The sequence below is a fragment of the Streptomyces sp. V4I23 genome, from assembly GCF_030817975.1.
GTDB lineage: Bacteria > Actinomycetota > Actinomycetes > Streptomycetales > Streptomycetaceae > Streptomyces.
Genome location: NZ_JAUSZW010000004.1, coordinates 6,873,821 through 6,887,240, shown reverse-complemented (window position 1 = coordinate 6,887,240; position 13,420 = coordinate 6,873,821). Strand labels below are relative to the sequence as shown.

The window sequence follows — 13,420 nt, the reverse complement described above, 5'->3', positions numbered from 1 at the left end:
CGCGCAGGTCCCCCCGTGACCTCCACGTATTCCGACGGTGCCGCGGTACGGGCTGCCGAGAAGAGGTCGATAGGCTGACTCCCGACCGATGCTAGGAGGATCAAGGACGATGTCAGGCAACTCGGAGCTGACGCCACGAGCCAAGCTGGCCGTTACGGCGGGCAAGGCCGCAGCGGCGGTGTCGCGCGCCGCCGGGCGCGGCAGCGGATCGGTGATCGGCGGCCGGGTGGCGCTCAAGCTGGACCCCGACCTGCTGGGACGGCTCGCGCAGCACCTGGACGTCGTCCTCGTGTCGGCGACCAACGGAAAGACCACGACCACGCGGCTGATCGCGGAGGCCCTGCGCGCCAGCGGCCCCGTCGTCTCGAACGCGCTCGGCGCCAACATGCCCGCGGGCATCACCTCCGCACTGGCCGGCGGCTCGGACGCGAAGTTCGGTGTGATCGAGGTCGACGAGAAGTACCTCGCCGGTGTGGCCAGGGACGTGACGCCCAAGGCCATCGCGCTGCTCAACCTCTCCCGCGACCAGCTGGACCGCGCGGCCGAGACCCGGATGCTGGCCGAGAAGTGGCGTGAGGGCCTCACGGGCGCGAAGGCCACCGTGATCGCGAACGCCGACGACCCGCTGGTCGTGTGGGCCGCGTCCTCCTCCCCCAATGTGGTGTGGGTGGCCGCCGGGCAGGAGTGGAAGGACGACGCCTGGTCCTGCCCGTCCTGCGGCGGTGTGATGCAGCGCCCGGGCGACGACTGGTTCTGCGGCGAGTGCGGCTTCCGCCGTCCCGCCCCGAGCTGGGTGCTCAGCGGTGACCACGTCCTCGACCCGCACGGCTCGGCCTGGCCGATCCGCCTCCAGCTGCCCGGCCGCGCCAACAAGGCGAACGCCGCCACCTCGGCCGCCGTCGCCGCCTGCTTCGGCGTTCCGCCGCAGGTCGCGCTCGAGCGCATGTACCAGGTCCAGGCCGTCGCCGGCCGGTACGACGTCGTCTCCTTCCTCGGCCGTGACGTGCGGCTGCTGCTCGCGAAGAACCCGGCCGGCTGGCTGGAGACGTTCTCGCTGATCGACCCGCCGCCGACGCCGGTGATCCTGTCCGTCAACGCCCGCGGCGCGGACGGCACCGACACCTCGTGGCTGTGGGACGTCGACTACACGCGTCTCGCCGGGCACCCGATCTTCGTGATCGGTGACCGCAAGCTCGACCTCGCGGTCCGGCTGGAGGTCGCGGGCCTGGACTTCCGGGTGTGCGAGACCGTCGACGAGGCCGTGCAGACGGCCCCGCCGGGCCGGATCGAGCTGATCGCCAACTACACCGCCTTCCAGGACGTGCGCCGCCGCGTCGGCAACTGAGCGACTGACGAGCGGACGGACGAAAAGGACTTATGGGAATGAGTGACAGCAGTCTGCGTCTGGTGTGGGTCTACCCGGATCTGCTCAGCACCTATGGCGACCAGGGCAACGCGCTCGTCGTCGAGCGCCGCGCCCGCCAGCGCGGTCTCGACGTGATGCGCATCGACGTGCGCAGTGACCAGCCCGTGCCGACATCCGGCGACATCTACCTGATCGGCGGCGGCGAGGACCGCCCCCAGCGGCTCGCGGCCGAGCGGCTGCGCCGCGACGGCGGCCTGAGCCGTGCGGCCTCCAACGGCGCGATCATCTTCTCGGTCTGCGCCGGGTACCAGATCCTCGGCCACGAGTTCATCAACGACCTCGGCGAGCGCGAGCCGGGTCTCGGCCTGATCGACGTGATCTCCACGCGCGGCGAGGGCGCCCGCTGCGTCGGCGACGTCCTGGCCGACATCGACCCGCAGTTGGGGCTGCCCCAGCTGACGGGCTTCGAGAACCACCAGGGCATCACCCACCTCGGCCCGACCGCCCGGCCGTTCGCGCGCACGGTCCTCGGCCGCGGCAACGGCACCGGGGACGGCACCGAAGGGGCGTACAACGACACCGTCTTCGGCACGTACATGCACGGTCCCGTGATGGCCCGCAACCCGCAGATCGCGGACCTGCTGCTGAAGCTGGCGCTCGACGTGAACGCGCTGCCGCCGACCGACGACCGCTGGTACGAGGCCCTGCGCGCCGAGCGGATCGCGTCCGCCACCCAGCCCGCCTGACGCCGCCTCCGCTCAGTCGAGCGCACATCCTGAAGGCCCCTTCGCTCAGCCGAGCGAAGGGGTCTTCTGCCCGGTCCCACCTGTCGGACGCCCGTTTCTGACCGGCCGCCCGACGCCGGTAGGGTGGCGGGGATCCAACCGGACGACGTGGTCCGGGAGTCGGCCCACGTTGTAAAGGTTTTCGGGCTATGCGCATTGGTGTGCTCACCTCCGGCGGCGATTGCCCCGGTCTGAACGCCGTCATCCGTTCCGTCGTGCACCGTGCCGTCGTCGACCACGACGACGAGGTCATCGGATTCCACGACGGCTGGAAGGGCCTCCTGGAGGGCGACTACCGCAAGCTCGACCTGGACGCGGTGGGCGGCATCCTGGCCCGTGGCGGCACGATCCTCGGTTCCTCCCGCGTCCAGCCCGCGCATCTGCGCGACGGTGTGGAGCGGGCCAAGGGCCATGTCGCCGATCTCGGTCTCGACGCGATCATCCCGATCGGCGGTGAGGGCACGCTCAAGGCGGCCCACCTGCTGTCGGAGGCCGGCCTGCCCATCGTGGGCGTGCCGAAGACGATCGACAACGACATCGCGTCCACCGACGTGACCTTCGGTTTCGACACCGCCGTCGGTGTCGCGACGGAGGCGCTGGACCGGCTGAAGACCACGGCCGAGTCGCACCAGCGGGTGCTGATCGTGGAGGTCATGGGCCGGCACACGGGATGGATCGCGCTCCACTCGGGCATGGCGGCCGGCGCCCACGCGATCGTCGTCCCGGAGCGCCCCTTCGACATCGACGAACTGACCGCCCGGGTCGGCGAGCGGTTCTCCGCCGGAAAGAAGTTCGCGATCGTGGTCGTCGCCGAGGGCGCGAAGCCCCGCGAGGGCACGATGCGCTGGGACGAGGGCGGCAAGGACATCTACGGGCACGAGCGGTTCGCGGGCGTCGCCCGCCAGCTCTCCGTCGAGCTGGAGCAGCGGCTCGGCAAGGAGGCCCGTCCGGTGATCCTCGGCCACGTGCAGCGCGGTGGCACCCCGACCGCGTACGACCGTGTGCTGGCCACGCGGTTCGGCTGGCACGCGGTGGAAGCGGCGCACCGCGGCGAGTTCGGGATGCTGACGGCGCTGCGCGGCACGGACATCACGATGGTGCCGCTCGCCGAGGCGACCCGGACGCTGAAGACGGTTCCCGCGGACCGGTACGACGAGGCGGAGTGCGTGCTCTGATCCGGCCCCCTGCCATGGGTTGTGCCCCCGGTCGCGGTCGCGGCCGGGGGCACATCTAGTCTGGTCCGGACAACAGGCACGAATCGGGAGCCCGGGAGCACACAGATGGATCACAGCGGGCACGGCATGACCATGGATCTGCCGCCGTTCACGCTGGGGCGGGGCCTGGAGTTCTCACCGGACCCCTTCTTCCTGGTCGGCTGCCTGCTGGCGCTCGGCCTGTACGGGTGGGGCGTCGCCCGGCTTCGGGCACGAGGGGACGCCTGGCCGGTGAGCCGTACGGTCTGGTTCACCGTCGGCGTGCTCAGTGTCGCGCTGGTGATGTGCACCAAGCTGAACGACTACGGCATGGTCATGTTCAGCGTGCACATGGTGCAGCACATGGTCATCAGCATGCTGTCGCCGATCGTGATCCTTCTCGGCGCACCGATCACGCTCGCGCTGCGGGCGCTGCCCGTCGCGGGCCGAGGCCGCAAGGGTCCCCGCGAGCTGCTCCTGATGCTGCTGCACAGCCGGTACATGCGGGTCGTCACCCACCCGGCCTTCACGATCCCACTGTTCATCGCGAGCCTGTACGGGCTGTACTTCACGCCGCTGTTCGACTTCCTGATGGAGTCGAAGCCCGGCCACATCGCGATGATGCTGCACTTCCTCGCGGTGGGCCTCGTGTTCTTCTGGCCGATCATGGGCGTGGACCCGGGCCCCCACCGGCCGGGCTACGTGATGCGGATGCTGGAGCTGTTCGCGGGCATGCCGTTCCACGCGTTCTTCGGGATCGCGCTGATGATGGCGACCGCGCCGATGGTCGAGGCGTACGAGAATCCGCCCGCGTCCCTGGGCATCGACGCGCTGGCGGACCAGAACGCGGCGGGCGGCATCGCCTGGGCGTTCAGCGAGATCCCCTCCGTGCTGGTGCTCATCGCGCTGGTCTTCCAGTGGTACCGCTCCGACCAGCGGCAGGCCAAGCGCCGCGACCGGGCGGCGGACCGGGACGGTGACAAGGAGCTGGAGGCGTACAACGCGTATCTCGCCTCGCTCCAGGCCCGCGGCCGGTGACGCGCCGCCGGTAGCCCCCGGCCGGTTTCCGCAGGCCGCTGGCGCGGGGCCCTCCTTACGCGCGACCATGGTCCCGACGGTTCCCGCCGTCGAAGGAGGGCGCGCGCATGTCCGGTTCGACGAAGGTCATGGGAGTGCTGACCGTCGGGTCCCTCGTGGCCGTGACGGCGTACACGGCGGCACTCGGCAGCAACGGCTGGCTGTGGTTCGGGTGGGTGGTGCTCGGCCTGGTGACCCTCGGCGTGGTCGCCTCGCGGAGCACCTGAGGCCGGGCGCCGGCCGAGGGCGTCAGAAGCGGAAGACGGCCCCGGTCGCGGCGGCCAGTTCGCACGCGTTCGAGAAGGTCTTGTGCCAGGCGGTCGGCCGGCCGCGCCAGGCTCCGGTGGCGCTCACCGTGACCGGGTCGTACTGCTTCGTGCACGGGTGCGGCTCGCCCGGCAGGCTGTCAAGGTCGCCGCCGGCCGCGTCGAGGGCGGCGCAGGCGCCGACGGCGTCGGGGTGCGGGCCGCTCGGCACGGGGCTGCAGTGCAGCAGCACACCGCGGATCCAGGTGTTCTCCGCGCCCGAGACGGTGAGGAACAGTCCATGGCGCGGGACCGGCTTGTCCACCCGCTCCGGCGCCTGGGACGCCGCGGCGGGGAGGGCCGAGGGGACGGCTGCCGCGACGGCGAGAAGGGCCGCTGCGGCGAGGGCTGCGGTGCGGTGCATCCGGTGCCTCCTGACGGGGAAGCCGGCACGCGGCCGGTACGGGTTCGGGCGAGCCATAGAGCACCCTTCCGCCGGGCCCGCCGCAACGCGCCACGCCGGGCCGTAGCGCGGAGGGGTACACCGGATTGGCCCGGACGGCTCCGCCGGGCCGCCCCTTCGGCCGTTCCCCTTCCCCTGGCCGGAGCGACCCGTATGCCTCCGGCGGACCTCGCGAACCGTCTTGGGCGCATTGTCGTACTTCGACGCCGCCCTGCCGTTCGCGCGCGCCACCGCTGTCGCGCCGCCCCGGATCGCGATGATGGACGGCGTCCGCCCGCCGCCCCCTGCTCCGCCGCGCCTCACCGGTACGCGGGACTCAGGAAGTGCGCGTCCGCAACGACCGCCACGAGGGCGGCTTCCCTCACCGGCGCCCCGACTGCCTTGGCCCGACGGCCTGTTCATCCCCTGACACGGCGCGCGCGCGTACCGTCGTGACCGCGCCGCCTCCACCCCCGGCTCACCTGGGAAGGAATGGTTCATGCAGCGCAGAGTGTGTCCGACCGCGCTGTGCGCGACGACGGTCGTGCTGAGCACGACCGTCGTCGCGCACGGCGGACCGGTCGCCCGTCACATATGGCGGTTGGCGTAGTAGTGCTCGATGAGCTGGAGGTAGCTCAGGTCCTCCTCGTGCCGGCCGCTCTCGAACGGCGGCGAGTCCTTCACCTCGGCCTTGGTGCAGGACAGGTGGACGACCTGGTCGGCGGTGTCGATGCGCGAGACGACGCCCGCGGGGACCAGCACACGGCGACCGAGGATCCACGGCCCGGTGTCCACGACGAGGTACGACCTGCCCACCTCCTCGGTGTGCTTGTCGACCTTGCCGATCGAGCCGTCGGTCGCCTCGACCGAGAACCCCACGAGCTCCGCTCCCGGCACGTACGCGGCTGTCTCCGGGTAGCCCCAGATGTCAGCACCCATCTCGGCCTCCTCACCTGGCCCGACAGTCCCCGTCCACCGGCGCGGGTACCCCGGGTACGGCACGCTCACACGGCGCCGTCCGCCGACCGGGTCAGTGACGGTGGCCGGGTCAGTGCCGGTGGCCGGGCTCCTCGTCACCGCCCGCGGGTGTCCGCTCGGCGGCGGGGCCCCCGGCGTGGACCGTGAAGGCTGCGGTGCGGACCTTGCCCTCGTGCCGGAAGTCGAGGAAGAGGCGGTAGGCGCCCTTGCTCGGCGCGGTGGCGGTGAAGGAGATCTCCGGCCCGGGCTTCGTGGCGCCGTCGCCGGGCTCGCCGTTCGGGTGGACGTGCAAGTAGGCGAGGTCTCCCGAGCGCAGGGCCACGAGGTGCCCGTAGGCGCCGAGGTAGGGCTGCAGGTCGGTGACCGGCTCGCCGTCCTTGGCGACGCCGAAGAGCAGTTCGCTGCCTGTGCCGGGGCGGAGGCCGCCGGTGAGGGTCACCTCGTAGCCGTCGACGGTGGCGGTGGCGCTCGGCGCGGGCAGCGGATCGGGGTCGGCGGGGCCGGACACGGCGAGGTCGGCGCCGAGCGTGAGGCCGCGGGCGCCCTTGATGTCCGGGGTGAAGTCGGCGAAGACGCGGTAGCCGCCGGCCTCGGGGAGCCGGACCGGTACGGACCAGGTACCGTCGGCCGCTCGCACCGGGTGCAGGTGCCGATACGTCGTCAGATCGCGCGACGCGACGATCAGATGGAGCTCCTTGCCGTGCTCACGGCGGAACGCGGTCACGTGGCGGTCCTTCTTTTCGTCCACCACGGCGAAGCGCAGTTCGGTGTTCCTGCCCGCCTCCACGCGCTGCGTCTCGAGGTCCAGCCTTAGGCCCGCCTCGGACACCTGGAGGCCGCCCGGAGCGGATGGTGTCCCTCCACTCTCGCCCTCGTGACCGTCGTGGCCCCCGCGCGCCTCGCCCTGACCCTCGTCCGTGTGACCGCCGTGCCGCGCCGGCTCCGCCTCGGCCACCACGGGGCCCATGCCCTGGCCCACGGCATAGGCGGTGCCGAAGGCCGCGGCGAGTGCCGCCGCGAAGGCGGTGATCCTGACGCCCGTGTTCATGACCCACTCCTCGATCGGGGCCGCCCTCCGCGACCACACGCCCTCAACATACCCCTGGGGGGTATAAAGTCAACCCGGTTCGGGGCTTCTCGCGATACGGGTGCCCGGTATGCGGCGCGGCCCCCACGCCCGCAGGCGTGGGGGCCGCGGCACGGCGCGGAGCTCAGGCCGCCCAGACGGGACCGAACCCGGCCAGAGCGTCGATCGCCTGGCCGCTGCGCGCGAACACGACAAGGCGGGTGCCGCCGACGTCGGCGTTCGCCTCGAGCACACGGCGGGCGGGCGCGCTCGGCGTCACGACCGCCATCAGCACCTGCAGCCGACTGCACAGGAGGTGGGCACGCAACACCGTGCCGAGCGCGGCGGCGCTCACCGCGGAGGCCGCTAGCACGATCACCACAGGGGCCGGCATATGGGCCTTGACGAGGGACGCGATGCCGTGCGCCGCAGCGACGCGATTACCGAGGCACACGTCGTCGTGAAGCGTGACGACCAGAACTCCGCGCTCGATCGTGTGGTGCAGCATCACGAGCCTCCGTCCGCTCGGCGGTTTCACGGCTTCCGCCGTATCGAAGGTGCCCGGAACCGCTAGGACAATGCGCCATCTGCGCACTCACTCGGCTGTGCGGCGCGCCCGGGCCCGGACGCCGTCACGGCCGTTTCACCGCCTCCAGGTGCGCGAAGACCACCAGGTTCTCGGTGTAGTCCTGCGCCTTCTTGTCGTACTCGCCCGCGCAGGTGATCAGCCGCACCTGTGCGTCAGGGGTGTCGGCGTACACGCGCTTGTTGGGGAACTCCGCCTTGCTGAAGGCCTCGACGGAGTCGACGACGAAGGTGGCGACCGAGCCGTCCTCGCGGCTGATGTCGATCTTGCTCCCCCGCTTGAGCTCGCTGAGCTGCATGAAGACGGCGGGGCCCGTCTTGGTGTCGAAATGGCCGGCGACGATCGCCGTGCCGCGTTCACCGGGCATCACGCCCTCCTGGTACCAGCCGACCAGATTGCTGTTGTTCGCCGGCGGCGCCTCCAACTGGCCCGACGCCTCGAGGGACAGGCCCGTGAAGGGGGCATCGACGGCGATCTCCGCGATCTTCAGCCGTTTCGGTTCGGCGGGTGGCAGCTCAAGGCCCTTTTCCTCGGCCTTGGCGGACGGTGACTGGACAACGACGGGTGCCGAGACCACGGGCTGAGCAGGGGGCTTGGCGTCCGTGGAGGTGCCGAAGGAGTTGAAGACCAGCAGGAAACCCAGAGCGACGGCCGCGGCAGGCCAGAGCAAGGCGCGTCCGAGGGAACGGGGGGCGGATTCGGTCTGCGACTGCACGAGGGGAGGCTGCGCGGACATGCGGGTTCGTTACCTTTCACTGCCGTGACGACGTGGTGAGGGCCGGGCGGGGCGCTGATGGGTGCGCGGCCGCCGACCGGGCTCGGAAGCGGCGACGTCGCGGCCGCCGTCCCTGGGGGCGGCGGCCGCGACGGGCGTGGGCCGGGTACGGCCCGGGGGGCGTCAGGCCGCGGCGGAGCCGTTCGCGCCACGGCGGCGCAGCATGTACGCACCGGCACCGAGGCCGCCGAGCAGCAGGACCGAACCGGCGGCAAGGCCGCTACCGGAGATGGCCGTGCCACCGCCACCGGTGTGCACGCCACCGTGCGGCTTGTCGTGGTCCTTCTTGTCGTAGTCCTTCTTGTCCCACTTCTTCTCGGACGAGTAGTCGTCCTTCTTGTCCGAGTGGTCGTCCTTCTTGTCCGAGTAATCGTCCTTCTTGTCGGAGTACTCGTCCTTCTTGTCGCTGTCCGAGTCGTCCTTGTTCCAGTCGTCCGCGTTCATACGGTTCAGCGCACCGCCACCGGTGTGCACGCCGCCGTGCGGCTTGTCGTAGTCCTTCTTGTCGTAGTCCTTCTTGTCGTAGTCCTTCTTGTCGTGGTCCTTCTTGTCGTGGTCCTTCTTGTCGTAGTCCTTCTTGTCCCACTTCTTCTCGGACGAGTAGTCGTCCTTCTTGTCGGAGTGGTCGTCCTTCTTGTCCGAGTAATCGTCCTTCTTGTCGGAGTACTCGTCCTTCTTGTCGCTGTCCGAGTCGTCCTTGTCGCTGTCCGACGAGTAGTCGTCCTTGTCCTCGTCCTCGTCGGCAGCCACACGCGCCAGCGCACCGCCACCGGTGTGCACGCCGCCGTGCGGCTTGTCGTAGTCCTTCTTGTCGTAGTCCTTCTTGTCGTGGTCCTTCTTGTCCCACTTCTTCTCGGACGAGTAGTCGTCCTTCTTGTCCGAGTGGTCGTCCTTCTTGTCCGAGTAATCGTCCTTCTTGTCGGAGTACTCGTCCTTCTTGTCGCTGTCCGACGAGTAGTCGTCCTTGTCCTCGTCCTCGTCGGCAGCCACACGCGCCAGCGCACCGCCACCGGTGTGCACGCCGCCGTGCGGCTTGTCGTAGTCCTTCTTGTCGTAGTCCTTCTTGTCGTAGTCCTTCTTGTCGTGGTCCTTCTTGTCGTGGTCCTTCTTGTCCCACTTCTTCTCGGACGAGTGGTCGTCCTTCTTGTCCGAGTAATCGTCCTTCTTGTCGGAGTACTCGTCCTTCTTGTCGCTGTCCGACGAATAGTCGTCCTTCTTCTCGCTGCTCGAGGAGGAGGAGTCATCCCAGTCGTCGGCGGTGATCACGGCATAGGCCGGACCGGAGATCGCGAGGGCCGCCGTGGCAACGGCCGAGGCGAGCAGGATGCGGGCAGAGCGCATGGTGAGCCTTTCCTTTCGCCGCGACTGCGAGGGCCGACACGTCGTCGGCTCGCCTCATCGCAGTGGCGACGTGATTCACCGTCAGCCCATTCGCGGTCGGCCACCACTGGAGAGCCTGGCATCCGGGCGACATCATGGGCCCGAAGAGTGACCCTCGGTGCGATATTCACCCGGGGGACTGCACGCCACGCCGAAGCCAGGTTTGGCCTGGCGTCACGGCTGAAATGCCGGCGTCCCGGCCGCTTCCCCCGCGGCTTCCCTCACGTCGCGCGCCGCCCCAGAGCGTCCACCGCGGCGATGACCCGGTCCCAGAACCTGTCGGCGTCCAGACCGACCGCCACCTGCGCGTTCACGGGCCGGCCGGTGTAGCGGTGCAGGTCCACCACGGTCGCTCCCCGCGTGTACCGCCCGCACAGCTCGACGGCCACATGCGCGTCCACACAGCGCACCGTCGCGGGGTCGATGACGCGGGCCACGGCCACGGGGTCGTGCACCGGCGGCGCGGGGAAGCCCCACAGCCGCCGGTACGTGGACGCGAAATAGGTCAGCAACTCGACGCAGGTCCGTGCGAGTTCGGTGTCCAGGGCCTCCAGGCGGGCCAGTACGGCGGGGGTGGCCAGGGCCTGGTGGGTCACGTTCAGCCCGCACATGGTGACCGGCACGCCGCTGGTGAGGACGATGTCGGCGGCCTCCGGGTCCACGTGGACGTTGAACTCGGCGGCGGGTGTCCGGTTGCCGCGCTCGGTGGAGCCGCCCATGAACACGATCTCGCGGATGTGTGCGGTGACGTCCGGGTATCGGGTGAGCAGCAGCGCCACATTGGTCAGGGGCCCGGTGGGGACGAGGGTGACCGGTTCCGGATGCCCCGTCAGGACGCGGTGCATCAGCTCCACGGCGTGCTCCGGAACGACGTCCACGGCCGGGGCGGGGAACCGCGGGCCGTCCAGTCCGGAGGCGCCGTGCACGTCGTCCGCGACCGCCAGGGGCTGCACCAGGGGTCTGGCGCAGCCGGCCGCGAGGGGGACGCCGGTGATGCCGGCGACGGTGAAGACCCTGCGGGCGTTCAGCGTGGTCTTCTCGACGGTCTGGTTGCCGGCGACGGTGGTGACGGCGAGGAGGTCGACGGCCGGGTCGGCCGCGGCCAGCATGAGGGCGATGGCGTCGTCGTGCCCGGGGTCGCAGTCGATCATGAGGGGGACGGACACGGCTCTCCTCGGCTCGCGGGGCGTGGACGTCCTCAGTCTCTCCTCACGCGCCGCGCTTCCCGTGCTCCCCCGTCCGGGACATACCGGCACCTGCCCGCCTAGGCCTATCGGCCGACAGAACAGGCCAGGCGGATTACCCGCTTGTAGCGTCGCATTCGCGGGCGCCGGACGGCGCCGTATCGACGCTTGCCACATTCGCGGAGGCGGGCCGACACCGAAAGGGCAACGGGCTGATGTTCAGTGAGACGACGTCGAAGGTGACCTCGGGAACGATTTCCGTCGCGGCCGCCCTTGCCTTCGCCATAGCCGCTTCGGCCCCTTCCCAGAATTCCGCCCCCCGTCCGGCTTCGGCTGTTCCTTCCGTTCCGGCCTCGCCACCGGCACACGCTCCCGCAGCCTCTCGCGGGACGGGGAATGCGGGAACCGCCGTGCAACGGCTCGAGGGCGAGCCCATCCAATGCGCTTCCGCGAAACCCCGGCTCGCCCAGGCCCTGACCCGGGACATAACCCGATCCCTGGCCAGTCGCGACAGCCGGGTCTCGATAGTGCTGTACGACCGGACCACGCGCACTTCCTGCATGTACCGCGCCGACGAACACTACGACTCGGCGAGCATTGTCAAACCGATCGTCCTGGGAGCGCTGCTTCACGCCACGGGCGGGGAATTGTCCGCAGAGGAGCAGGATCTCGCCAGGAAAATGATTGTGCATTCGGACAACGCATCGACGTATGTGCTGTGGGACCTCGTGGGCCCCGACAACATCCAGGATTTTCTGGACGCCGCCGGAATGACGAACACCATCATCGACGAAGCCGGTTTCATGGGCCTGACGCAGGTCACCGCCCGGGACCAGGCCACCCTGCTCGAACTGCTCACCGGCGAGGACGATGCGGTCCTCGGCACGGAAGAGCGCGCCTACATCCTCGGGCTCATGCACGATGTGCAGGAGGATCAGCGCTGGGGAGCGCCCGCCGGGGCGCCCGCGGACGCTGCCGTCCAGGTCAAGAACGGATGGCTTCAGCGTTCCGACAAGAACCTCAAGGACCCCCGGGACCGCGGGGACTGGAAGGTCAACAGCATGAGCGCGCTCACCGGGCGGGCCTACGACTACGGTCTGGTGGTCCTCACCGAGAACAACCGGGTCCCCGAGGACCAGGACCCGGATGCGGGGTGGGCCTACGGCATGGAAACGATCGAGGGCGTGGCGAAGGCCGTCCACCGGAACCTGTACCCCGGCCGGTGAGGCAGCGGGCGCCTCGGCGTCGCGGCTCGACGTGTGTGAACCGCCGAGGGGCGCTGAAGCTCCACGCTCGGCGCCCTGGCGTCCTTGTTCCCCGCCCGTAGAGAGGACTGATGGCCATTGCTCCACGTCCCTGGCCAATTCGGGGGAAGTGGAAGAGCATTCCCCTGAAGGGGTTCCCGACCCTTCGTCAGACGTGCCGGCAGACACCCGGACAGGAAGGGGCGGTACGCGACATGCCTGTGCGTCAGGCTCACCATGAGCACCTGATGCAGAGCCGGTGAGCCTCCCGACCTGGTCGGGCTACGATCGATCGCCGCGGACGCGCCGAGATGGGAGAGAGCCACCGTGTTCTACTACGTGCTCAAGTACGTCCTTCTGGGGCCGCTGCTGCGGCTGCTGTTCCGCCCCAGGATCGAGGGACTGGAGCACATCCCCGCCGAGGGTGCGGCGATCGTCGCCGGGAACCATCTGTCGTTCTCCGACCACTTCCTGATGCCGGCGATCCTCAAGCGGCGCATCACCTTCCTGGCGAAGGCGGAGTACTTCACCGGGCCGGGCCTCAAGGGCCGGCTGACCGCCGCGTTCTTCCGCAGCGCCGGCCAGATCCCAGTGGACCGCTCCGGCAAGGAGGCCGGGCAGGCGGCCATCCGTGAGGGCCTCGGGGTGTTGAGCAAGGATGAGTTGCTGGGCATCTACCCGGAGGGCACCCGTTCGCACGACGGCAGGCTCTACAAGGGCAAGGTGGGTGTCGCGGTCATGGCGCTCAAGGCCGGTGTACCGGTGGTGCCGTGCGCGATGGTGGGCACGTTCGAGATCCAGCCTCCGGGTCAGGTGCTCCCGAAGATCAAGCGGGTCACGGTCCGGTTCGGCGAGCCGCTGGACTTCTCGCGGTACGCGGGCATGGAGAACGAGAAGGCGGTGATCCGGGCGGTCACCGACGAGATCATGTACGCCATCCTCGAACTGTCCGGCCAGGAGTACGTGGACCGGTACGCGGCCGAGGTCAAGGCGGAGCAGCAGGAGCAGGAGCAGCCGCGGCTGAAACGGTTCCCGGCGCGGCGCAAGTGTTAGGCCGGGCCGTGCACGGCGGGAGGGGCGGCCGGTGTCCTGCCGCCCC

At 70.0% G+C, this 13,420-nt stretch carries 14 protein-coding genes; 7 read left to right on the top strand and 7 right to left on the bottom strand.

The annotated features are described in order from the left end of the window. Positions 1 to 109 precede the first annotated feature (109 nt). From QFZ82_RS33725 to QFZ82_RS33705, 5 genes are all read left to right on the top strand, one after another. Positions 110 to 1,345 carry a MurT ligase domain-containing protein gene (locus QFZ82_RS33725; protein ID WP_307716727.1) on the top strand — a complete coding sequence of 412 codons (1,236 nt, stop codon included), beginning with the start codon at positions 110 to 112 and terminating at the stop codon, positions 1,343 to 1,345. A 38-nt stretch (positions 1,346 to 1,383) separates the two neighbouring features. After that, entirely contained in the window at positions 1,384 to 2,112 is a 729-nt protein-coding gene (locus tag QFZ82_RS33720; protein WP_307716726.1) for a type 1 glutamine amidotransferase, read from the top strand. A 188-nt stretch (positions 2,113 to 2,300) separates the two neighbouring features. After that, entirely contained in the window at positions 2,301 to 3,326 is a 1,026-nt protein-coding gene (locus tag QFZ82_RS33715) for a 6-phosphofructokinase (RefSeq protein ID WP_307716725.1), read from the top strand. A 105-nt stretch (positions 3,327 to 3,431) separates the two neighbouring features. Beyond that, positions 3,432 to 4,382 (top strand): cytochrome c oxidase assembly protein, encoded by a 951-nt coding sequence (locus QFZ82_RS33710; protein WP_307716724.1) that lies wholly within the window; start codon positions 3,432 to 3,434, stop codon positions 4,380 to 4,382. Between the two features lie 107 nt (positions 4,383 to 4,489). Further along, on the top strand, positions 4,490 to 4,648 hold the full coding sequence (locus QFZ82_RS33705; protein ID WP_307716723.1) for a hypothetical protein: 159 nt from the start codon (positions 4,490 to 4,492) through the stop codon (positions 4,646 to 4,648). Between the two features lie 22 nt (positions 4,649 to 4,670). On the opposite strand, the gene QFZ82_RS33700 is transcribed toward QFZ82_RS33705, so the two are convergent. The 7 genes from QFZ82_RS33700 to QFZ82_RS33670 all read right to left on the bottom strand — a co-directional run bounded on the left by QFZ82_RS33700 (position 4,671) and on the right by QFZ82_RS33670 (position 11,059). Beyond that, a complete protein-coding gene (locus QFZ82_RS33700; RefSeq protein WP_307716722.1) occupies positions 4,671 to 5,090 on the bottom strand; it encodes an SSI family serine proteinase inhibitor in 420 nt (139 codons plus the stop codon). A 606-nt stretch (positions 5,091 to 5,696) separates the two neighbouring features. Next, positions 5,697 to 6,047, bottom strand: a complete 351-nt coding sequence (locus QFZ82_RS33695) for a PRC-barrel domain containing protein (protein WP_177148161.1) — start codon at positions 6,045 to 6,047, stop codon at positions 5,697 to 5,699. A gap of 109 nt (positions 6,048 to 6,156) precedes the next feature. Then, positions 6,157 to 7,134: a hypothetical protein gene (locus tag QFZ82_RS33690; protein ID WP_307716721.1), complete on the bottom strand. Its 978-nt coding sequence runs from the start codon at positions 7,132 to 7,134 to the stop codon at positions 6,157 to 6,159. A 163-nt stretch (positions 7,135 to 7,297) separates the two neighbouring features. Continuing rightward, the gene (locus tag QFZ82_RS33685; RefSeq protein WP_307716720.1) at positions 7,298 to 7,660 is read right to left on the bottom strand and encodes a hypothetical protein; all 363 of its coding nucleotides are present in this window, start codon (positions 7,658 to 7,660) and stop codon (positions 7,298 to 7,300) included. A gap of 124 nt (positions 7,661 to 7,784) precedes the next feature. Continuing rightward, positions 7,785 to 8,474 (bottom strand): class F sortase, encoded by a 690-nt coding sequence (locus tag QFZ82_RS33680; RefSeq protein ID WP_307716719.1) that lies wholly within the window; start codon positions 8,472 to 8,474, stop codon positions 7,785 to 7,787. 162 nt (positions 8,475 to 8,636) lie between these two features. Continuing rightward, complete coding sequence (locus QFZ82_RS33675; protein ID WP_307716718.1) at positions 8,637 to 9,854, bottom strand: hypothetical protein; 1,218 nt, start codon at positions 9,852 to 9,854, stop codon at positions 8,637 to 8,639. A gap of 260 nt (positions 9,855 to 10,114) precedes the next feature. Then, on the bottom strand, positions 10,115 to 11,059 hold the full coding sequence (locus QFZ82_RS33670; protein WP_307716717.1) for a nucleoside hydrolase: 945 nt from the start codon (positions 11,057 to 11,059) through the stop codon (positions 10,115 to 10,117). Positions 11,060 to 11,487: 428 nt separating this feature from the next. Here QFZ82_RS33670 and QFZ82_RS33665 point away from each other — a divergent pair, with 428 nt between their 5' ends. Next, a complete protein-coding gene (locus tag QFZ82_RS33665) occupies positions 11,488 to 12,303 on the top strand; it encodes a serine hydrolase (protein WP_307716716.1) in 816 nt (271 codons plus the stop codon). Positions 12,304 to 12,648: 345 nt separating this feature from the next. Continuing rightward, a complete protein-coding gene (locus QFZ82_RS33660) occupies positions 12,649 to 13,374 on the top strand; it encodes a 1-acyl-sn-glycerol-3-phosphate acyltransferase (protein ID WP_307716715.1) in 726 nt (241 codons plus the stop codon). Positions 13,375 to 13,420 lie beyond the last annotated feature (46 nt).